General features: G+C 39.7%; 21 protein-coding genes. 8 read left to right on the top strand and 13 right to left on the bottom strand.

Features of this window, described 5'->3' with window-relative positions; translation table 11 throughout:
• The 7 genes from WAO38_RS04035 to WAO38_RS04005 all read right to left on the bottom strand — a co-directional run.
• On the bottom strand, nt 1-377 hold a 377-nt coding region (locus WAO38_RS04035; protein WP_422234584.1), incomplete at its 3' end, for an efflux RND transporter permease subunit.
• 1 nt (nt 378) lies between these two features.
• A complete protein-coding gene (locus tag WAO38_RS04030; protein ID WP_373023395.1) occupies nt 379-1926 on the bottom strand; it encodes an efflux RND transporter permease subunit in 1548 nt (515 codons plus the stop codon).
• A complete protein-coding gene (locus tag WAO38_RS04025; protein ID WP_373023396.1) occupies nt 1919-2518 on the bottom strand; it encodes a TetR/AcrR family transcriptional regulator in 600 nt (199 codons plus the stop codon). The genes WAO38_RS04030 and WAO38_RS04025 overlap by 8 nt, the downstream gene beginning before the upstream one ends.
• Nucleotides 2519-2765: 247 nt before the next feature.
• A complete protein-coding gene (locus WAO38_RS04020) occupies nt 2766-3290 on the bottom strand; it encodes a patatin-like phospholipase family protein (RefSeq protein ID WP_422234581.1) in 525 nt (174 codons plus the stop codon).
• Between the two features lie 157 nt (nt 3291-3447).
• Nucleotides 3448-3591 carry a hypothetical protein gene (locus WAO38_RS04015; protein WP_373023432.1) on the bottom strand — a complete coding sequence of 48 codons (144 nt, stop codon included), beginning with the start codon at nt 3589-3591 and terminating at the stop codon, nt 3448-3450.
• Nucleotides 3592-3607: 16 nt separating this feature from the next.
• Nucleotides 3608-3763: a hypothetical protein gene (locus WAO38_RS04010; protein ID WP_373023431.1), complete on the bottom strand. Its 156-nt coding sequence runs from the start codon at nt 3761-3763 to the stop codon at nt 3608-3610.
• A 124-nt stretch (nt 3764-3887) separates the two neighbouring features.
• The gene (locus WAO38_RS04005) at nt 3888-4205 is read right to left on the bottom strand and encodes an ArsR/SmtB family transcription factor (protein WP_373023430.1); all 318 of its coding nucleotides are present in this window, start codon (nt 4203-4205) and stop codon (nt 3888-3890) included.
• Nucleotides 4206-4290: 85 nt separating this feature from the next.
• Between WAO38_RS04005 and WAO38_RS04000 the strand changes: the two genes are divergently transcribed.
• From WAO38_RS04000 to WAO38_RS03970, 7 genes are all read left to right on the top strand, one after another.
• Nucleotides 4291-5418, top strand: coding sequence for an SO_0444 family Cu/Zn efflux transporter (locus tag WAO38_RS04000; RefSeq protein ID WP_422234579.1), 1128 nt, complete (start codon nt 4291-4293; stop codon nt 5416-5418).
• Nucleotides 5408-5791 carry a DUF302 domain-containing protein gene (locus WAO38_RS03995; RefSeq protein ID WP_422234577.1) on the top strand — a complete coding sequence of 128 codons (384 nt, stop codon included), beginning with the start codon at nt 5408-5410 and terminating at the stop codon, nt 5789-5791. Before WAO38_RS04000 ends, WAO38_RS03995 begins: the two co-directional genes overlap by 11 nt.
• Before the next feature lie 16 nt (nt 5792-5807).
• The gene (locus WAO38_RS03990; RefSeq protein ID WP_422234575.1) at nt 5808-6116 is read left to right on the top strand and encodes a hypothetical protein; all 309 of its coding nucleotides are present in this window, start codon (nt 5808-5810) and stop codon (nt 6114-6116) included.
• Nucleotides 6117-6193: 77 nt separating this feature from the next.
• The gene (locus tag WAO38_RS03985; RefSeq protein WP_299945936.1) at nt 6194-6517 is read left to right on the top strand and encodes a hypothetical protein; all 324 of its coding nucleotides are present in this window, start codon (nt 6194-6196) and stop codon (nt 6515-6517) included.
• Nucleotides 6514-7662 (top strand): TolC family protein, encoded by a 1149-nt coding sequence (locus tag WAO38_RS03980; RefSeq protein ID WP_299945933.1) that lies wholly within the window; start codon nt 6514-6516, stop codon nt 7660-7662. The genes WAO38_RS03985 and WAO38_RS03980 overlap by 4 nt, the downstream gene beginning before the upstream one ends.
• The gene (locus tag WAO38_RS03975; protein ID WP_299945930.1) at nt 7655-8743 is read left to right on the top strand and encodes an efflux RND transporter periplasmic adaptor subunit; all 1089 of its coding nucleotides are present in this window, start codon (nt 7655-7657) and stop codon (nt 8741-8743) included. The genes WAO38_RS03980 and WAO38_RS03975 overlap by 8 nt, the downstream gene beginning before the upstream one ends.
• A 10-nt stretch (nt 8744-8753) precedes the next feature.
• Entirely contained in the window at nt 8754-11822 is a 3069-nt protein-coding gene (locus WAO38_RS03970) for an efflux RND transporter permease subunit (protein WP_422234572.1), read from the top strand.
• A gap of 649 nt (nt 11823-12471) precedes the next feature.
• Here WAO38_RS03970 and WAO38_RS03965 read toward each other — a convergent pair.
• Nucleotides 12472-13092, bottom strand: coding sequence for a recombinase family protein (locus WAO38_RS03965; protein ID WP_422234570.1), 621 nt, complete (start codon nt 13090-13092; stop codon nt 12472-12474).
• Nucleotides 13093-13225: 133 nt separating this feature from the next.
• Between WAO38_RS03965 and WAO38_RS03960 the strand changes: the two genes are divergently transcribed.
• Complete coding sequence (locus tag WAO38_RS03960; RefSeq protein WP_422234568.1) at nt 13226-16288, top strand: Tn3 family transposase; 3063 nt, start codon at nt 13226-13228, stop codon at nt 16286-16288.
• A 70-nt stretch (nt 16289-16358) separates the two neighbouring features.
• Here the strand turns inward: WAO38_RS03960 and WAO38_RS03955 are convergent, their stop codons facing one another.
• From WAO38_RS03955 to WAO38_RS03935, 5 genes are all read right to left on the bottom strand, one after another.
• Nucleotides 16359-16697 (bottom strand): patatin-like phospholipase family protein, encoded by a 339-nt coding sequence (locus WAO38_RS03955; RefSeq protein WP_422234567.1) that lies wholly within the window; start codon nt 16695-16697, stop codon nt 16359-16361.
• Between the two features lie 16 nt (nt 16698-16713).
• Entirely contained in the window at nt 16714-17829 is a 1116-nt protein-coding gene (locus tag WAO38_RS03950; protein ID WP_422234565.1) for an ABC-2 transporter permease, read from the bottom strand.
• Nucleotides 17829-20558 (bottom strand): ribosome-associated ATPase/putative transporter RbbA, encoded by a 2730-nt coding sequence (gene rbbA, locus WAO38_RS03945; protein WP_422234563.1) that lies wholly within the window; start codon nt 20556-20558, stop codon nt 17829-17831. Before rbbA ends, WAO38_RS03950 begins: the two co-directional genes overlap by 1 nt.
• On the bottom strand, nt 20555-21541 hold the full coding sequence (locus tag WAO38_RS03940; RefSeq protein WP_422234561.1) for an HlyD family secretion protein: 987 nt from the start codon (nt 21539-21541) through the stop codon (nt 20555-20557). The genes rbbA and WAO38_RS03940 overlap by 4 nt, the downstream gene beginning before the upstream one ends.
• Nucleotides 21522-22844, bottom strand: a 1323-nt coding sequence (locus WAO38_RS03935) for a TolC family protein (protein ID WP_422234559.1), incomplete at its 5' end; no start/stop codon positions are given. The genes WAO38_RS03935 and WAO38_RS03940, both read right to left, overlap by 20 nt.

Below are 22844 nucleotides of genomic sequence, written 5' to 3'. Positions count from 1 at the left end.
TTGACTAAAATATTTGCCGTGTTCTCATTCGATTTAAGCACTCGCCATTTAATAATTGCTGAAAAATCCACAGGTAGACTTTCGCCCAAAAATATAGACATATTCTCTATTTCTTTTTCATTTTGCATGGTATTAGTAATACATTCAGTGACTTTTTTAGTTTCCTCTATCGATTTTCCCGATGGTAGGTCTACATAAATCGTGAAATAATCTGCGGTCGGCTTCGGTAAAAGTTTTGCTTTTACCAACATAGTAGGAAACATCATAATGGAAATTCCTACTATGATTAATGTGGCTAAAATAATGCCTTTTTGATTGCGATCACTGTGAAGAATCTTTAAAACGGTCTTTTCGATAAACTTTCTTTTAGTATGCATACTAGTCTCTTTTGGTCATAATTTTATTGACAAAATACGGTGTAAATATATAGGCAACCAACAGCGAAGCAAAAAGTGCAATTGGTGTGAAAATAGCCAACGGTCTGATATATTGACCAATGGTGCCGCCTACTAAAAAAATACTCAAAAAAGTTATCATGATTGCCACTGTTGCGAGATTCGTAGGGTTTCCCACTTCATTCGTAGCCGTAATAGCAATTTCTGCTACGCTTTTATCTTTCGATTCATGGTCATGAAAATGTCGATGAATATTTTCTATGACGATAATTGCGGCATCGACTAATATCCCTAGACTCAAAAGAAGTGCAAAGAGTGAAATTTTATTGATTGACAACCCTAATAGATATCCGCTCAAAAGGGTTAAAGATATAATCATGGGAACCGTCAATGTGACGATAAAGGCTTCTTTATAACCAAGTTGTAAAATCAAGAGAATACCGATAATAATCACGGATATAATGATATGTAAAACCAGTTCATTAACAGAATGGTTTGCGGTATACCCGTCATTACGAGTTATGATATATCCTATTCCTTCTTTTTCAAACTGTGGCTTCATGGTTTCCAGGAGGTCGTTGATCTGATTATTGATTTCAACAACATTGGCACCTTTTCTTTTGGAGACGGTTAAAGTGATCTGCTCTTTTTCGTTTGACAGTCCCAATTCTTTGGAACGGATCAAAGCCGATTTATAGTTTTGGATATCGAAACCTTTTTCAACCTTGGCAACATCTCTGATATATACGGAATTGGCTATTTGAATATTTTCAATATCACGTACCGTTTCAATTTCTTTTTTTAACCCGAATAATATTATTTTATTATCTTCATAATGTCCCTTCATATCCGGCACTCTCAGCGTTATTCCCTCGACCGCTTTTATAAAATGACCTAACGAGAGGTTGTAAGCACTGAGTTTATGCAAATCAACTAACACGTTGAATTGCTCTTTGCGCTCACCGATAAAGTCAGTCAGAGCAACGTCATTAATTCTATTAATTTGATGCTGAACAGGAATGAGTTTTCGGTGTAACTCCACAATATCCTTATCTTTGCCTTTGGAATAAAATGCTACCGATGCTACCGCGATATCAGAGTCAATATTAAAAGTTTTGATGATAGGTTGCATGATCCCTTTCGGCAAAGCATCGAGATTACGCATTACACTGTTATACAGATCGAAATCAGCTTCGGAGGAATCAGTACCTAAATAAAACTGTATGTTAAAAATAGCCATATTGTCCTGTGCAATACCGTAAATGTTTTCAACATTCGGAATTTCTTGCAACCTTCTTTCAAGCGGCTTGATAATCAGATTCTGAATCTCATCAGCTTTGACTCCGGGATAGGGAATCAGTACCGTCCCACCTGCGACCACGATTTGCGGATTTGCTTCTCTGGCGGATGATTGCAAAGAGATATATCCCATCGCCAATATAAACAGACTCAACATTAACGTTAGTGGGTGCTTGATAAATTTTCGTGCTAAAACCCCTGCGATATTTTCATTAGTTTCTTTGTTATCCATGAGTGTCAACTTTCAAGGTAGCCAGAAATGTAGTACATACTTCATGAACACTCTCAAGCAAGTCTATATTTTTTGTCACCATCCAAAAACTAATGTATCCATCACTGTATCCGCTTAAGGCATAAGCTCTTTTCATCGCTTCGATGTCATCTACATTGGAATCAAACTGCTTAAAGGTATTGGCAAGGAATTCGTAGACTTCATCAAAGGGATTATTAAAGTCGTTGTATAACGTATTGAAAAATAATGGATTATTCTTAAGTGTATGCTGTAACGCTTTTTCTTTTTGTATGTAGTATGAAAATTTTAATTTGATGAACGCTTCGATCTTGTCACGGTTTGTACTGTTTGGAGTTATTGAACTGTTAAGTTCTTCCATAAAACCTTTGATGTGATATCGAATATATTCAAGGTATAAACCTTCTTTATTAACAAAAATAGCATAGATGGTACTTTGAGACACTCCCGCATTTTTTGCTAAATCTGATATTTTCATATTTTCGTAACCGACTGTTTCAAATAACGTGGAAGCCTCTTCAAGAAGCAAATCTTTTTTGATCTCTTTCATTTTTTCATTAATTTTTTTAGCCATACATTCCCCTTTTTTACACATTACTAATTGAATTATACGTATATTATTTTAATTAGTAATTAAGTTACCATTATTATATTAAATTACCAATATATACTTGCTATCCCGATACAAGAAGTTTGTATACAGGACTATCAGAATTAGAAATATTCAAATGAGTGTGCTATTTTTTTAATCGATTAGAAAGAATTTATGACTGAAGTGATGAGAAATACGTCTTATTAAGTGAGCGTCTGATCCAATGTGTTCAAAATGCAAGCAGAGTATTTCTCGTAGCTCTTCTTCCCGCTTCAATTGTTGTGTAAGCTTTATGAAAATCAAAAGTCCCGCATACTTCCATGGAAATATTAATCAATACGTCCGGGGGATAGTTACCTAAATGATAACTAATTAATGTTCGTTGCATAGAATCTAAAGTTTTTTCCAAGACTTTAAACACAGGAATGGATGCAATCTCATCATCTGATAGAATTCCCTGTGTTTTTTGTATTACATTGTCTATCATAGATTTAATTGTTGATTCTTTTTCTATTTCAATCATGGGTAATGAATCATCAAAATTCTGACGATCAGCATATAAATTAACAGCAATAATGATATCAGAATGATCAGACATAGTTGGGGCAACTGGTAGAGGGTTCAATACGCCTCCATCAACTAATAACATACCATCAGTTTGAATTGGAGTAAAAAGTGACGGTATTGAAATTGATGCACGTACAGCTTCTAAAAGATTGCCATGCTGAAACCATACCTCTTTGTTCCGATTCAAATCAGTGGCAACGACTGTATATTGGGTGTAAACCTACAAAGGGATTTTTCTTCCCATGCGCTTTAAAGTTTGCTTAAAATCGTATTCTTTAAGCTTTTAGAGTTCATTTTCCTAGCTGTGATTGAAGTGTCTTTCATCTAATAAATTTTATAAAATTCTAAAATCTGCAATCACCCTTTACCCGCTTTACATCAGCTTTTGGAGGAAAACCAAACATTCGCGCATATTCTCGGCTGAACTGCGATGGACTTTCATATCCGATGTCAAATGCAACTTGGGAAGCGTCGATCTCTTTTGACATTAATCTGAGTCTTGCTTCATGCAACCGAAGTGTTTTTTTGAAACTGTAATGGACTCATTGTCGTAATCTTTTTGAAGTTATGATAGAGCGATGATTCACTCATGGAGACCAATTTGGCTAAATCTGGAATATCCAGTTTCTCAGCAAAATCATCTTTAATCTTTGTTATCACTTTTACTATGCGCTAAGTCGCACTTCCATCCATAATATATCGACGGATAAAATCTTCTCCCTCTTCATTCATTATAAGATCTATAGATTTAGAGAGAATGAGTGGGCATTCTAACAAAGTAAATTTAACAATATGGTTTTGTACTACAAGATATTAATTTTGGTAAAGATGAGATCTGTTTACGTGCTTCTTCAATCCAACATTGTAAAGTAGAATCAGGATTTGCAGTTAAAGAATAAATTACCCATTTTCCTTCTTGCATTGAATCAAGAATACCGGCTTCGCGCATTTGCTTAAGATGTCGGGAGACGAGCGGCTGTGAAAGTTCTAACGTGTCACAAATCTCACATACACACACTCTTTTGTCTCTTAAAAGAAAAATTAGTATTTTCAACCGATTAATATCGCTAAATATTTTTGATAATTGAACCAATCTTTCCATCTAACCTTCTTCTAAGTCTTTTTATATAACAATCTCGTTATATAACATTAAAGTTATATGATTATAACGTAAGAAGAGGTTATTTATGGAACATATTGTTCTTTTCATTGATGCTATAGTAGATTTGAGCAATGCAATGGCTTTTTATATACTCTTCGGTCTGCTCTTCGCTGGAATCTTACATGAAATGGTACCTGAAACATTGGTTTCCAAACATCTAGGAAAGGACTCTATCGCTTCCGTAATCAAAGCTACCTTATTTGGTATCCCTTTACCCGTGTGCTCTTGTGGGGTGATCCCGCTAGCCGCTTCTATCAAAAAAAATGGTGCAAGTAACGGGGCAACGCTCTCTTTTTTGATTTCTACCCCTATTACCGGAGTCGATTCAATTTTGGCAACTTATGGAATGTTCGGCTGGGCTTTTACAATTTACAGAGTTGTTACGTCCATTATTATCTCTATGATAGCAGGAATAATTACTAATCTGAAAGCTCCCGGTGAATCAAAGAACTCTCAACCATTGTTCACTATGGCACACTCAAAGCCGGTTAACCCATCCACGGTTTTAGTTGGTACATTACCTAATAATGAAAGATGTTCTGCCGATGATTGTGGATGCGGTCAACCCAAAGCGAAAAAACGTTTTTCCTTTATCGATGCGATGCACTATGCGTTTGTGACTTTGCTGGGTGACATCGCCAAGCCGCTATTGTTTGGACTCATTATCGGTGCATTGATAACGGTGGCGGTTCCGAAAAATTTAAGTGACATACTGATTACCTATCATTGGATCTCTTATCTGATCGTCGTTGCGATTGCGATACCGATGTATGTGTGTGCGACAGCTTCTTTACCTATTGCGGCGGGGCTTATGCTCGCAGGTGTTTCACCCGGAGCCGCTTTTGTCTTTCTCTCAGCCGGACCTGCAACCAATACGGTAACAATTGGCGTTGTCAAAAAAATGATGGGTACTCAAATCCTCACTATTTATTTGGTGACCATCGGTATCGGAAGTATTCTATTTGGTTTTGGATTGGACTATTTGTTAGACGGTGTTAATGTCAACGAAATTATCCATATCGATGAAAACCCCGGATTGATCGAGTGGATAAGCAGTACGATTTTATGGGGATTTGTGCTCTATTTTATCGCGAAGCCCTATATCAGACCTAGTAAAATCAAAAATACAGGAGACAAGAAAAATGATTTATAAGCACGAGACAAAGCATTCCATTGGTGCGATTAAAGAGCAAATGACATCAAAAGCAAAAGAGTATGGATTCGGTGTGCTCAAAGAGTACAATTTTAAAGATCTTCTACAGGAAAAAGGGTTTCCGATTGAGAGGGATATTACTGTATTCGAGCTATGCAATCCCAGCGGTGCACAAGCGATTCTTGGTTTGCATCCGGAAGTATCTATTTTTCTCCCCTGTCGCATCTCAATTTATGACGATAACGGTCAAACGGTCATAAGCACCATAGGTATGGAAGATATAGTGCATAATTTCAATCTTGAGGAAACGATAAAAAGCCATATGACAGGACTTTTTAGCAAACTTCAGGCATTGATAAACAGCTGGGAATAGTATATAATCATCCATCATGAAAAAACGTAATTTCTGGACGATACTGCTGTTGCTCTCCTTTAGCTTCTCAATTGTGAATGATTTTGTTATTGAGAGCAATGAGAAAGATCATTGTAGCATCCAACAATATGTTCAAGAATTTTCTCAACCTACGCATTGTGGGGATTTATGCGATATTCGATATATGTTTCATATCAGCTTTATTCTCCCTGCTCAGACACAACTTGTCGAATTTGAGAGCCATACGTTTGCACCGATTTATAACTCTGAGTATTATATCAGCCATAATCCCCCTTCTAATTTTCGTCCTCCAATAGCCGTTTAATTTTCCTATTTTTCAAAAAACAATAATCATTAAAACAGCCTTTTAGGCAAATTATTAACAGTATTAAAGGATTAGTCATGAAAATATTATTCGCACTTTGCACATTAATTTTTGCATTACACGCTCAATCAGCGGAAATGACTGCACGGGAACATATGTCGATTCACACCTCTAACTCTCGCCCTTCCGCACAGCTTCAAGCCAAACAGGAAATGCACCGAATTCATAAAGTCGATGAAAAACAGTTGGAGCAGTTGGTTCAAAAAGAGACCGGAGAAGAAATTACCAGTAAAAAATTAACCCACAGAGGCGAAATCCTCTACTACGATGTATACACTGCGAATTATCGTTTGGAAGTCAATGCGCTCGACGGTGCCTTCCTGAAAAAAGAAAAAAAATGATTAAGATTATTCTTTCTTTGTCGTTGTATTCAGCGGCAGTTATGGCAGAGAGTTTTGATCTTTTTTTAGAACAGGCTATCGAAAAAAGTCCCTATTTGAATGCTTCATCATTAAGGACTGATCAAGCCATACTTGAAGGAAGCAAACTGACCCGTTATGAGAATCCTACCCTCGAAGTGGAAAGATCCCGATTTAAGTCCGATAATGGCTATCGGTTGGGACTCAATCAACCGGTTCGCGTATGGGGCGTAGGTGAAGACAAAGAACGCATAGCCAGATCGTTATCAACCAATGCTAAAGCCAATGTTGCGGTTGAACGATCCCGTTTTATCAAAGAGCTTTCACTTTTGTATGTCGATTATGCACAAGCTCAAAAACTATTGAATCTTGCCAACGAAGAGTTGAAAATCGCTCAAAGCATCAATAACGTCTCTAAAGAGCGTTATGCCAAAGGTTCTTTATCCAAAGCACTAATGCTCCAAGCCGATGTTGCGTATTCCGATGCCCTATCCAACCGCGCTGAATCCCAAAAAGAAGCAGTAAAAAGCTATGACGCATTACGTGAATACGCTGGATTTAGTGAAGAAATTGCAATTGACGCGGATACTAATTTCATTCGTTTTGGGGATGAGAAATCAAATCCTGATTTAGCGTTATTGACATCGGAAAATGACCTCAAAGCCTCGCAGGCAAAACTCGAAACCCGTATCATCGAATCGGTTGGCGTATTCACAGAATATGAAAAAGAGCCCGATCAAAATATTTACCGTGCAGGAGTTTCGATCCCTTTGCCGATTTTCAACACGAAGCGCGAAGAAAAATCGATTCAAGAACTTCAAATACGCCAAAACGTACTGTTTTTCAAAGCGCAAAATGATCGTCTTGGGCTTCGAAAAAAAAGTTTGCTTAAAGAGATCACCTCTCTGGAAACACTTTTGCAACAACGCAAAGAAAATCTTAAAAATGCGCAAGAACTCTTGGGGATGTATCAGGATGCCTATGCGATTGCTAATGTTAATCTTTTAGAACTCTATGAGATCAAAAATCGCCGTATTGCGACCCAAGAAGAGATCATTTCTCTCCAATCACAAATTAATCGTTCCACTATCGAATACAACTACCTACAAGGGGCTTATAATGAGTAAAATTTTAACGAGTGTACTACTATTTTCAGCAGTACTTTTCGGTGCCGTACAGATACCGACTGAAACGGTGCAATCACGACCATTTGGTGCCACGATTGACGTAAACGCCAAAGTGATTCAGCAAAAGAATGACCAACATGCTATTACAACGTCGCTGGAAGGGTACATCGAAGAATATTACGTCCGTGCCGGTGATACGGTTAAAAAGGGGGATAAAATCGCACGGTTGCGTTCGGTTGCCCTCTCCAAACTTTCCATCGATTATCAGTCGTTAAAAACCCAATACGCTCATTTCGATAAAAATTTTCAGTCCGATAAAGCGTTGTATGAACGGGGGATGCTCTCGCGGCAGGAGATGACGACCAAACAAATCGAGCGGGATGCACTGCTTTCTCAGATCAAAGGGATCGAAGTCCAGATCAAAGGTTCTAACGTTAATCCATCATCACTGACAAACAGCGGTAATTCCCATTATGTCTATGCCTCTGCATCAGGACGGATCGGTGAGATTCTTGAACCGGTGGGTGCGTTTATCAAAGACGAAAAAGTGATGGCAATCATTATTAACGCCGATGCGTTTTATCTGCAATGTTTTGTCCCTCTCAAATATTCGGCTCAGGTGCAAAAGGGACAAAAGGTTTTGGTGAAAAGTAATACACCCTCTGTGATATATGGACAAATCAATCGTGTATTGCCGAGTATTGATGAAGCAACTCAGCGAATCAGTGCATTGGCTTCGCTCGATAAATCTTCATCTTTGTATTTGAATCAGTATGTCGGAGCGACCATCTATACCCAAAAAGATAAAAACTACCTCGCGGTGAAAAAATCGGCGCTTACCTTTTTTCAAAACGAATGGGTTGTCTTTATCCCGACTGTTACTAAAGTGCACGTAAAAAAAGAAAAGAACGATGAGCATGAGGAAGAAAAAGCCCCCTATGAAGCGAGAGTGGTGGAAATCATTGCTAAAGACGACCAATATATCGCCATTAAAGGGTTGAATGCCGGTGAACGCTACGTTAGCGATAAAAGCTATTACGTTAAATCAATGCTGTTGAAATCAGCTATTGGCGAGGAATAAGGGAACAACGATGATACATAAATTAATCGATAGTGCGCTCAAATACCGTATGCTCGTTTTGGTAGTATTTATCGGGATTGTTGTACTGGGAATACGTTCCTATCAGACAATCCCGGTGGATGCCTTCCCCGATATTACCCCTAAGCAGGTGGTGATTTATACTGAAAGCCCCGGCAATTCTGCCGAAGATATTGAAAAGATGATTACTTATCCTATTGAGTCGGCTCTCTCTGGAATGGCGGGTGTTAAAACGGTTATGTCCAATTCTGTATTTGGACTCTCTTATGTGTCGGTCTTCTTTGACGATAATATGGATATTTACTTTTTACGCCAGTTGGTCAACGAACGCCTCAACAGCGTTAATATACCGCAAGGGTGGGGCAAACCTGTTATTGGACCCAATACAACTGGTTTGGGTCAGGTGTTTTGGTATCAAATCTATGACAGAACCGGTCGTTTTAGCCTCAGCGAATTACGACAGATGCAAGAATATATTGTTGCCCCTTTGTATAAAAGTGTTGCAGGAGTAGAAGATATTATTGGATGGGGCGGGCATGAAAAACAATATGACGTTGAAATCGATACCCATAAACTTCAAGATTTTGGGATCACCTACGAAGAGGTCGTTCAAGCTCTTGAAAAAAGCAATACCGCCGCAGGTGGGCAGTATTTGGAGTTTAATAAGGAACAATACCTTATCCGTGGTGTAGGACTTTATAGCTCATTGGATGATGTACGCAATACTCCTATCAAAGCATTAAAAGGCGAATCGATCACGATCAATGATGTTGCCGAAGTCAAAGAGGGGACATCGCCACGATCCGGTGCCGTATCGCTTGATGGACACGAAGCCGTTATGGGAATGGTATTGCAACGGGCTGGAACAAATGCAGCAGAGGTTGTTAAACAGCTCAAAGCGAAAACCGCTACGGTTAATTCAGCTTTACCCGATGGTGTCAGTGTTCGAATGTTGTATGACCGAACGGAAATCACAAAAAAAGCGGTTGAGACAATGGATATAGCACTAATGACCGGTATGGTATTAGTAGGGATTGTTCTGTTCTTATTTTTGTTTGAATTACGCTCGGCTTTTATCGTTATCCTCTCTCTTCCTGTATCGCTATTGATTGCATTTTCACTGATGGATTATTACGGTCTTAGCGCCAATCTGATGAGTTTGAGTGGACTTGCCATTGCGGTGGGAATGATTGTGGACGGTACGGTCGTTATTGTTGAAAACAGCTTTCGAAAACTTCACGATCATCCTGATGCTTCGAGGTTTGAAGTAATAGCAGGAGCTGCTAAAGAAGTTTCGACTCCAGTGACGTTTGCCATTTTGATTATTGCTATTGTGTTTATACCGTTATTAAGTCTTGATGGTTTGGCGGGAAAACTTTATGTTCCCATGGCGCTTAATATTACCTTTGTGATGCTGGGATCGCTTGCGGTCGCACTTATCTTGGTTCCGGTGCTTGCAACGTACCTTCTTAAACCAACTGCACATCACGATAATAGCGTGATGTGTTCCATCAAAAAGCGCTATACGCCTATGCTGAATTTCGCGCTGGAACATGCAAAACAACTGTTAATTGCGGTGACTATTCTCTTTCTGGTCTCTGTAGTATTGTTAACCCAGCAAGGGCGTGAATTTATGCCTAAACTCAATGAAGAGTCGATTATGTACCGCGTCACTGCTATTCCCGGTACGGGATTGTCTCAATCAACCGATACCGCGCAGAAGATAGAAAAATTTATTCTCAAACATCATGGGGATGAAGTAGAGTCCGTTCTCTCGATGATCGGACGAAGTGAAAAAGGGGAAACGGCGCAAGCCAACTATTTTGAGGTATTGCTGATTCTCAAACCTGAAATTGGAAATTACGAAAAGCTTGCTAAAGAGATCGATACGGAGTTGGACAAAGAGTTTACGTATGTGCAGTTTACCGCTACCCAACCCATCGGTATGCGTATTGAAGAGCTGTTAGAAGGGGTCAAAGCAGAACTCGCCATCAAGGTGTATGGTGAAGATCAAAAAGTACTTGATAGGATTGCTACGGATATTCAAAAGAATATCGGCTCCATGAAGGGTATTCAAGGGATGGAAGTTGAATCGCAACTGGGTCAGGCTCAAATTAAAATAGAACCCGATTATCAGGCGTTAGCCCGTTATGGAATCAGTGTTGATGAAATAATGGATGTGATTCGTTACGGTATCGGTGAAGAACCGGCGACCTATATGATCGAAGGGGTGCGCCGCTACGGCATCGTTCCAAAAATCAAAGATGCCAAAATCGATATCGAAACGATTAAAAATATTCCGATACGTACCCATGAGGGCAATATTGTGAATTTGGAAGATGTGTGCCGTATTGATACGGTACAAGGTTCATCGTTTATAAAACGGGAAAACATGAGTCGCTACCTTGTCATTTCTCTCGATGTCGAAGGTCGCGATATTGCGTCGTTCGTCAAAGAAGCCGATGCTAAAATTTCCAAAAGTGTCAATATGCCTCAAGGGTATTACATCGGGTGGGCAGGGGATTTTAAAAACATGCAAGAAGCGACCCAAAAGCTCATGATCATTATCCCGATTACCCTGTTGGTGATTATTCTACTGTTGTATATGGCATTCAATTCTCTTTCTAAAGCGGGATTAATTTTGATGAGTGTTCCGTTTGGATTGATCGGGGCGATATTTGCGTTGGTTATTAGCGGTGTCTATCTATCGGTATCGGCGATTGTCGGGTTTATCGCTATTTTTGCTATTGCGGTACTGAATGGAATTGTTTTGGTGAGTTTTATCGATGAGATGCGTGCCAAATTTCCCGATGTTGAACTCAAAGAGGTGATCAAGAATGCAACGCTTTTACGTCTTCGTCCGGTACTTATGACCGCTTCGACGGCTTTACTGGGTATCTTGCCTTTGCTTTTTGCTACGGGTGTGGGAAGTGAAATCCATTATCCGTTGGCAGTCGTCGTTACGGGTGGGATTATCAGTTCAACATTCCTAACTTTGATGATTTTACCATCAGCGTACTGGATTTTTTATCGGAAAGAATCGGCTATTTCACAAAAATAAAGCCCACTTTTTAATCAGTATGATATGTATTGCACATAGAGTTTACCTGCTTGAATAGAAGATCGAGACGATCCGCCATTTTGTGGATCGTCTTCAAACACTGGTGACAAATTTCGATGAGAATCGGGAAGTATTTTTTGATGATAAGATTGCTTTAATTAAAAAATAACAGTACGCGATCCACATGGGGTTACAATTGTTTAAAAGTTGCACACCAATTGAAAAACAAATGCTCTGGTAACACCTTTCAGTGGGCTTGAAAATTTCTCAAAAGCTTATCAAGGGGTCTCCTGAGAAAGCGGAATATATAGTACGTTAAGCTAAAATAACTCAAAAACGGGTACAAACCTAAAGGGAGTTTTCCCCTATGCCTTTGCTGTCTTCAGCTCAAAAAAGTGGCTATGGGCGTGGCATTAGTTCTTGGTTTTAGTATTGGATTGTCGCTTACTTTGGTTCTTACAGGTGTGATCTCTGTATTAAGTATCAATTATATATCCAAAAAGTTTACTGGATTCGGAGATATCATAAGAAAAGCTCCCTATATTTCAAGTGTCTTAATCTTGTGTATCGGAGTATATATCGGATATGAGGGATTGAGTCATTTGATGAAATAATGATGGATTTGTGATGGTTGAATTCAGAAGCTTTGCTATTTGATACTATAAAAAATAAAATATCTCAAAGCAGTCATTGATATTGGTTTATCGAGTTTTGCATTTATTATTTTTAAAATGCTACTTTGACTTACTCCTATAGTAAGTAGGCGAGTGATCTCTTCCTTATAGGGATCAAGAATGCGAGTTTTATTTTTAGCTCCCTTTGGCCTACCAAGAACTTTTCCCATCGCACGAGCAGCCGAGAGTCCCTGTTTGGTTCGTTCACTAATAATTTCTCTCTCTGTTTGTGCGAAGTATCCATATATGGCAAGAAGTAAAGATGAAAGTGCCTCGTTTTGATTAGTGGAGAGTTCTGGCTGATTGGTAAAGATGAGTTTTATTTTATGTTGGTTGAATTGTTCAACGAGATTTAGGATCTCTAACATGTTGCGTCCAAGACGAGAGAGCTCAGTACAGATAAGAATATCGCCTTCACCCATCTTTTCTAATAGGATATCGATCTTTCGATCTTTTTGACTTTTTTTGGAAGAGATTTCTAGTTCGATAAATTCGTCGATCAGTAGTTTATGCTGTTGGGCGTATTCGAGGATCTTGTGTTTTTGATTTTGCAAAGATTGTTGTTCTGTACTGACTCGAATATAGCCAAAAATCATCACAATCTCCTCTTTGCTATAAAATAGATAATAATTAAGTATTTTATCATATATTTTTGTTTTATATCTGACCTTATTCATAGCTTATATTAATGTAAACTAACGGTCGTTAAAATAGTAAAAAAGAGATTACATGCCACTAATTCAAATCCTTAATTACTCTCAGAAAAAAGAGTTCGAATCTCCTCCTGCTTTGGAGGAAAAAATTCAAAAGGAAATATTCACGATACCGCTATTAATGCAGCGTGAATTGGAAACATTTGAAAACGATAGTAATAAATCTATTTTCATTGCATTGTATGGTTATTTTAAACTGACACGTACATTTTATGACACGTTGTTTTTGAGTAGCCCTGATCTTGCATATATTCAAAAACAATACAGCTTCGTCCAAAGCGCATTGAAACAGCCAAGTCAAAAAACAATCATTCGTTATAAAAAAATAATCAGGGAACATTTCGGCTATATATCACCGGATGAAAATCTCAAACAAAAACTTCTTACTGAATCTATGAAACTTATTGCCCAGCTCTCTACACCTAAAGCAGTATTCTATGCGCTGGTCGAATCGGCTATTGCTTATCGATATGAAGTACCGTCCTACACTTTCCTTTCTAAAATCATCACCGAAGCGATGAATACGCATCGGGCGGATATCTTCGAGAGGCTGAAGTCGTATTCGGCTCATACGGCACTGCAACCGCTAGAGCTTTTTTTACAAACTGATGAAACACTGCCAGGGCGCTACACCATTGCACGATTCAAGAAGTTTTCCCATTCGCTCAAGCCTTCGAAAATCAAAGAAGAAGTCCGTACCTATGAGACACTCCGCAATATACATACATCACTAACCGATATTATCCGCGACATTAGACTGGAGGAGAATACTGCCCGCCACTATGCGCAGTGGGTAGAAAAAAGTGATGTCCACCAAATATTGCGAAAAGCAAAACACAAACAGCAGTTCGATCTAATCTGTTTCGTTGCACATCAGACAAGGATACGGAGCGATCAGCTCTGTGAGATACTGGTTCAATCGGTCCAAAGCGCCAAACTCTCCGCACTGCGTGAACATCAGAATGCCTATTTCCTTCAAAGGCAGTCACGCTCCAAAGCTTCCATTGAAATTGCAGATCTGATCAAAAACCGCTTGATTCCAAAACTTTATTCCATTAAACAAATGCTCATTTCTGATATCAGTTCAGATGAAAAAATTCACCTTATCAGCGAACAAGTCGAAGCGATGATTGCCGATGAAAAGGAGAAAAAACCGTATCTGGATGCACATGATGAATTGGAAGATCATATTGGTTATCACGCCATACTCGAAGAGCGTTCCCGTAAACTTCAAAATCGGGTCTCCGATATCATTAAAGCATTAGAATTCGATGAAAAGGAATCAGACAAGTCACTGCTTAAAGCGATTGCATTCTTCAAAACGACCGGAGGAAACGTTACAGTAAAATTGCCAATGGAATTTTTGGGTGAAGAGGAAAAAAATTCTTTGCTTCAAAGTACCACAGACGAACCGTTTCGGATATCGCTGTATAAAATGTTTCTTTTCGTAGCTATAGCCGAGGGAATCAAATCAGGGTCACTCAATCTCAATAACTCCTATCGCTACCGTGCGTTTAACGATTATCTGATTGATATTGGCGAATACAACCGAAAGAAAGAACTCTATATCAAGCGCTATGGAATGGATAAGTTGAAATCTTCAATCGGTGTACTTGATGACTTAAGAGGTGAGCTTGATGGAATCTACCGCAACGTCAACAATAATGTCATCAAAGGGATTAACAGCTTTTTTCATGCTAAAGGAGATGGATCGTTTATTGTACATACCCCTAAACTCGAAAAGCGTGAAGAGGAGGATGGGCTGAATGCCTATCTGCCAAAAGAGAAATTTATCCCTCTTATTGACGTGCTTCGTCAAATCGACCGGCTGGCGATATTTGGTGTAAAGTTTCATCACCATACAAGGACGCTACATCATCGCGCACCCAAACCAAATGCTCTATATGCATCGATCATCGGATATGGATGCAACATCAGCATCCCGAAAATGGCAAAGATATCCAAAGGGATATCAGTACACGACATCGATTATATTCGCACATGGTATCTCTCACCCGATATACTTCAAGAAGCTAATGATGCCGTACTCGCGTTTACGGAAACACTTAATATTCCTAAACTCTTTCGTGCCAATCCCGATAAAAATCATACCGCCAGTGATGGCCAGAAATTTAATCTCAACGTCGATTCGCTTAATTCAGGCTATTCGTTCAAGTATTTTGGTTTGGGGCGAGGAGTAAGCAGATACAGTTTTGTGGATGAATCGCACCGGCTGTTTTATACGACAGTGATCAATGCCAGCGAGCGCGAAGCCGCCTACGTTATCGATGGATTAATGCATCAAGAGATAATTCAAAGCGATATCCATTCTACGGATACGTTCGGATACAGTGAGGTGATATTTGCTCTGACCCATTTACTGGGATTCTCATTTGCACCACGGATTAAAAATTTCAAAGATCAACAACTCTATGCATTTGAGCCTAAAAAGCTTTATCGGGAGAACGGTTATACACTCCTGCCGGTTAAGCAAATCAACACCGCTATCATCGAAGAGCAGTGGGAACAGATGATTCGTCTGATAATCACCATTAAAGAGCGACGTGTCACTGCCTCACAGCTACTTAAGCGTCTGACATCCTATTCGCGTAAACATAAACTTTATCAGGCACTCAGGGAATTTGGCCGTATCATCAAGACACAGTTTCTGCTCAACTACATCGACGACATTAGCTTGCGACAGCAGATCGAAAAACAGCTCAATAAAGTGGAAAGTGCAAATAAATTCTCCAAAGCGGTTTTTTTCGGAAATAGCGGCGAATATTTTTATGCTACAAAGGAGGAACAGGATATTGCCAGCAATGCATTGCGTCTGATTCAAAACTCGATTATCTGCTGGAACTATCTCTATTTTTCAGATTTACTTGCGAAAGAAAAAGATCCTGAACAACAAAATAAAATTATCCATGCCCTTAAAAATGGCTCGATTATCCACTGGCAGCACATCAATTTTTATGGGGAGTATGATTTTACAGAAAACCCGATAGAAGATGAATTTGATATGGATGCGATAAAAGCGTTATCTGTATCCATGATTGAATCTAAAATAGAAAAATGATTTGTAGAGACTCAGAGAATCAATTTAAGCAAACTTTAAAGCGCATGGGAAGAAAAATCCCTTTGTAGGTTTACACCCTATATTTAATTAGTAAGTCTTCAATATTTTTATCACCAATCATTGTCGCAAGTTTTTCCATTAGTTTAATTCCGCGGAATATGCCACTTCGATTATCCCAAGAAATATCAAGCCATGTCGTTAAATCCATTCCATTAAGCCCCAGAACCCATTCCTTGAACTCATCAATCTTGTTGCATGCGTAAAGTGCGCCGATCAGTGCACCCATCGATGACCCGCTTATGGAAACAATCTCATAGCTCGAACGTTCTAGCTCTTCAATGACACCAATATGAGCATAACCGCGCGCACCGCCACTTCCTAAAACTAAAGAAACTTTTTTTTTATCCATTTTATATTCCTTCATATTACGATGATGCAGACAAACTTCTTCGAAACAGCATCAACGCAAGAGAAAAATAGACGAGACCAATTACAAACATAGCGATGAAATCTGGCCAAACAACCTCTATACCAGCCCCCCTATACAATACAGCCTGTGCCATACTGACAAAATGACTTGTAGGCGCTAGCTTCATTATATACTGCAAAATATCTGGCATACTTTCATATGGGGTTATACCACCAGAAAGTATCTGCAATGGAAGAATCGTTAAAATTAAAATTAATCCGAATTGTGGCATCGTACGTGCAATAGTTCCCATAAAAATACCCATCGAAGTTGTCGCAAACAGTACCAGAAAAGCCCCACATAAGAAAAGTATCTCGGAGCCTGCAATCGGAATGTGAAGTATTCCCTCTACAACAAACTGTAACGATAAAGCTGCCGCAGTTAATACAACCAATCCCATTGACCATACTTTTCCCAGCATAATTTCGAAAGCGCTCAGCGGCATAACCATCAAATGTTCCAGTGTCCCGTGTTCTCGTTCTCTTATCAAAGCAGCACCAGTCAACACAATAGAGAGTAGTGATATCATACTGATAATCTCCATCACACCTCCAAACCAGCTCCCTTCAAGATTCGGATTATATTTCATTCGAGTAATAATACCTACTGGAAGTATAGTACTTTGATGCAATGTATTAGCCACTTCACGATTAATGATCTGCTGTATATATCCTGCCCCTATTCCAGCTTGCGTCATTCTCGTCGCATCAATATTAAGTTGAATTGCAGGGTGCTTTCCGGATATAACCTCTTTTTCAAAATTTGGCGGTATCGTTACCACAAAAGTGTATTTTCCAGCATCTAATCCCTCATCTCCTTGATCAAATGAAGCAAGTTTAAAAGATTTAAAGCGAGGCGGATAAAAAGCATCGATTATTTTTCTTGAAAGTATTGACCGGTCTTCATCTAGAAATGCTATAGGTGCATTATGAATTTCACTCTTAGCTGCTGTAGCTCCGACATAAATAGCAATACTAAATGAATAAATGATCAAAACTATCATTATTTTGTCATGCCATAAACTACGCAGTTCCTTAATCCCTAAACGAAAAATATTTAATAGATGATTCATCATACTTCCTGTTTTTTCAACAATATCATAGATAAAACAGTAATAACAGTCGCAGCAATCATCAAAGCGAAAAAATCACGGTATAAATCCTGTAGTTCTAATGCTTTACTAAATATGCCACGGCTTATATTTATAAAATAGGTTGCCGGGAAAATTGCTCCTATCCATGATGCAATTCCTTCAAGCGAAGAAACAGGATCCTTTAATCCTGAGAAGTTAATTGTAGGCAGAAGTGTCAAAATAGCGGTACCGGCAAGAGCCGATATCTGTGTTTTAGTAAAAGACGAAATCATAAAACCCAAGCCTGTCGTAGTAATAACATAAAGCAGTGTTCCTAGGATCAGAATTAAAAGGCTCCCTTTGGGTATGATCCCAAAAACAAAATACGCCAATATTAGTAAAAGAAAAAAACCAATCATACTAATAACGATATAAGGTACCTGCTTGCCGATAAAAAATTCCAAGCGGGTTACCGGTGTTGCATAAAAATTAGTAATTGACCCTAGTTCTTTCTCTCGAACAACGCTCAAAGCCATTAGAATAGAAGGAATAAATATTAGTAACATAGGAATAACTGCTGGAACCATGGCATAAATGCTCTTGAAATCCGGATTGTATCGATAACGCATTTCTATATTTACTGTAGAAATAGAGGGGGTATAGCCTAACGTCTGACGCGTAAGCTGCTGAAGATAATCATAATGCATTCCTTGAAGATACCCATGTATGGTTTCGGCACGAAATGGCATCGCACCATCAACCCATACGGCAATTTCAGTATATCGTCCTTTTTGAAGGTCTTCACCAAATCCGGAGGGGATAATAAGCGCTACGGAAAGCTCACCGCTTTTCATCCGAGAATCCAGTTCATCAAATGACCGCAATGGCGGCTGCTCTAAAAAATAGCGCGAGCCTGAGATGTTTTGGACGTAGTTTCGGCTTTGGGGTGTACCGTCTTCATCAAGTACTCCAAAACGAAGATCTTCTACATCGAGACTCAACCCAAATCCCAAAATCATCATTAGAATTCCCATACCCAACAATGCAAAGACTAGTCTTACAGGATCTCGAATTAACTCCAACGATTCACGATACGCATATCCAAACAAGCGTAATGAGCTAAAGTAGCGGTTCGCTTGTTGATGTTCGTGTGGCAATATATGAGATTCATTGCTTCTCTCTGCACTCTGTTCACATTCTCCAACTGCTTCCTGAAGATAATCAATAAATGCTTCTTCCAATGTCTCTTTATTACGTGTACGTATCAAAGAAGAAGGAGAATCACTCGCCAAAACTTTTCCTTGATGCATTAGAGAGATACGATCACACCGTTCCCCTTCGTTCATAAAGTGAGTCGAGACGAAAATTGTCACTCCATCATTCCGAGAGAGATCGATCAAGTATTCCCAAAAACGGTCACGAGACACAGGGTCAACTCCCGATGTCGGTTCATCTAAAATAAGCATCTCGGGACGGTGAACAACTGCAACCGCCAAAGAGAGTCTTTGCCGGATCCCTAAAGGAAGATCTGAAGCACTGTTATCACGATATTCTTCAAGATGGAAACGTTCAATCATTTCGGCAATACGACTATCAATCTGATTTTTCGGGAGATGGAAAAGCTGTGCATGAAGCAGTAGATTCTGGTAAACGGTGAGCTCGGAATAAAGCGAAAAGGCCTGCGTCATATATCCTACACGTTTACGTGTTGCAATATCATTAGCAGCGGCTGGTTCTCCAAAAAGCCATGCTTTTCCTTCTGTAGGTGATAACAAACCTGTCAACATTTTCATAGTTGTTGTTTTACCACAGCCATTTGATCCTAAAAATCCAAAAATTTCCCCTTTATCAATGCTAAAACTAACATGATCAACTGCTTTAAAATCTCCAAAACTAATTGTCAGGTTCTCAGCAATAATAGCAAATGCATCTCCTTGAAAACTACTATTTCGTGGAGGAACAACGAGAGTTGTATGACCACTTCGTTTGTTTTCGGGAAGAAGTTGTATAAACGCTTCATCGAGATTTGCCGTATCGGTTTGCTGTAGGAGTTCTTCTGGAGTACCACTGGCTAAAATCTTTCCTTCATCCATCGCAATCAGCCAGTCAAACCGCTCAGCTTCTTCCATATAGGCTGTTGCGACGATGACGCTCATCCCTTCGCGACGATGACGGATACGGTTGACCAGTTCCCAAAACTGCCGGCGTGAGAGGGGATCGACCCCTGTGGTCGGCTCATCCAGAATCAGGAGATCCGGATCATGGATCAGGGCACAGCATAATCCGAGTTTTTGCTTCATTCCACCTGAAAGCTGTCCTGCTGGACGATCTTTAAACGGCAACAATCCCGTACTCTCAAGAAGTTCTTCAATACGTACCCGCCGTTCCTGTTTTTCCAGTGCAAACAAGCGTCCGAAGAACTCAACATTTTCAAACACGGAGAGAGACATATAAAGATTCTTACCAAGTCCTTGTGGCATATAAGCAATACGTGAGTATATTTGTTCACGATAGTGTTTATTATGCATATCACCACCGAAAACCGTAATTCTTCCTTCTTGAATCTTACGTACTCCAGAAATCAAAGCAAGAACACTTGATTTACCGACTCCATCAGGTCCTATAAACCCAACCATACATCCAGATGGTATTCGAAGAGATATATCCTTTATGGCAATGCTATCTCCATAGCAATGGGTAACGTGTTCAAGTATAGCAATAGTATTCATTGTACGTTTGAAACTATTTTCAACTCATCTGGCCATGGAGTTTTTTCATCTAACCGGATATGTGCTATACCTGGTGTGCCACTACTAAATCGAAAGGATTGATTTTTGAGAAAAGTAGGATCAATTTTAACTTTTATGCGAAACATCAATTTTTCTCGTTCACTCTCAGTTTCAATCTCTTTAGGTGTGAACTGTGCCTCAGGTGAAATGAATGAAACTCTCGCCGGAATAGCCGCATCCAGAGCATCAAGTTTAATCCGGGCTTCAGAACCTATTTTCACCCGTCCCGCATCAGCGGTCGGGAGGAAAATGGTCATGTATATGTCATCAATTTCCAATACCGTCAGTACTTTTCCACCAGAACCGATAACTTCACCAACTTCGAGTATTTTGTATAAAACACGTCCGTTAACGGGAGATTTAAGAGTACTGTCATCGATATTTGTCTCAATTGCCTCTTTTTGCGCCAATGCCGCACTGATGGCATTATCTGCAGCAATAATTTGTGTTTTTGCCGCAGCCAAAGCTGCACTAAGGGTATCAAGGGCTGATTCATGCTGCTGAAGCTGCACGAGTGATATATTGTTGTTCACATAAAGATTTTGGGATCGTGCCAGATTTTTTCGTGCTAGGTTCAGTTCACTTTGACGTTGACGAACAATGGCAAGTGCATAATTTCTATTCTCTCTGGCCTGCTGAATCTGGGCTTGTGCCTGCTTAACCTTGGCATTGAGCTCGTCCGTATCGAGCTTTGCCACTATCTGACCTGTCTTAACGGCGTCCCCTTCATTAACCGATACATCGATCAAACGTCCAGGTATTTTCGTGGCGATATCCACTTCCGTCGCTTCGATCCGTCCGTTTCCAAAAGCGATGGATTTAGGAAGTTCCGGCCGATTCATGTAATTGAAGAGATAGATGCCTCCTATGGTTGCCGTAGCTAAACCGGCAACTATCAGCCCTTTATAAATTATTTTCTGCATGGCTATTCCCTTTAATCATTTGATTTTCTTTATTTCCATTCGATAAATATGATTTTAATCGGGTAATCAACTGTGCTCTCCCTGAATCGTCGGAAAAAAGCTCAAATGCACCTATATCCTGTTGTAGCTGGACAAGATCCAGGATAAAACGGTGTACTGTATTGGCCGATGCATTATCGGCAATCAGACTGGCATTTTGGGCGCTGAGAAGATCGCTCATCGTTCTTGTTCCTTGGGCATAATTGTCCCTAACCATATAAAAACTTTTTTTGGCAGAAAGAGATGCTTCTTCTGAAAGGGCTATCGAAGAATAACTTGCCTTTATCATATGAAGATCACTTCGTATCCGTTGCTCGATAGTTCGCATTTCTTCCTGATAGTTCACTTGCAATTGTTGCAGTTTCAGCTGGGAACGAGAACTTCGCGCATTCCGAGCTCCTCCTTCATACAAAGGCAACGAGAGTTTTATACCAGCCTGCCAATCGGTTTCATTTTCCATATTAATACCCGCATTTGGATTCCTTGTTTCATCAAAAACATGGGATACGTCGGCAGCCAGTATGATATCCGGTGACCAGTACGAACGCTCGTCCGATAAAAGCTGACGTTTCTGCGCTCTCTTTTGCGCATTGATCTGATGCAAACGGGGAATATTTACGAGCCCTTCCTTGATAAAAAAATCTGCCATTGCATCAAAATCCCGCTGATCACCAATCAGACTCAAAAAAATCTGTTTATCCCGTAAAAAGTGGGGATCGTTCAATGTCGCAGGTTCTGTGATGAAACGGCTGCTGATATTTCGATTTAGAATGAGGTTCAAACTGTCTTTTGCTTTTTCGACATCCGCTTCGGCTTTCAATACATCTTGCCGTACCGTCGCAATAGCGCTTTCCCAATAATAGACATCTGACATATCTGATGTACCGGCCTGAACCCGCCCGTGTGCCAGTTCGAGGTTCGTTTGCGTCAGGGCAAGATTGTCCTGTTGGATACGGTGATATGTCTGAAACATCAATACATTTAAGAAAGTACTCATCGCCTGTTTGACGACTTCGATTTCCAATGAACGCTGCTGCTCTTCGACAGCTATCTGCAACTCTTTTTGAATCTCCAGATTTGCCAGCGCTTTTTCCGAAAACAGAATCTGCTGAAGCTTGATCGCACCGGAAACACTCTTTTCGGCATAGAATCCATTTTCTACATAAACATTATCGCTGTTTAGCCGTGTATACCCCAGTTCGCCGGTTACTCGCGGAAAAAGAGTCGAACGTACTTCGGTAACGTTTTCATTATTTGCCGCAAC

The sequence above is a fragment of the Sulfuricurvum sp. genome, assembly GCF_049277495.1.
Lineage (GTDB): Bacteria > Campylobacterota > Campylobacteria > Campylobacterales > Sulfurimonadaceae > Sulfuricurvum.
The sequence above is the reverse complement of the archived record's forward strand: the minus strand, read 5'-3'. Positions and strand labels throughout refer to the sequence as shown.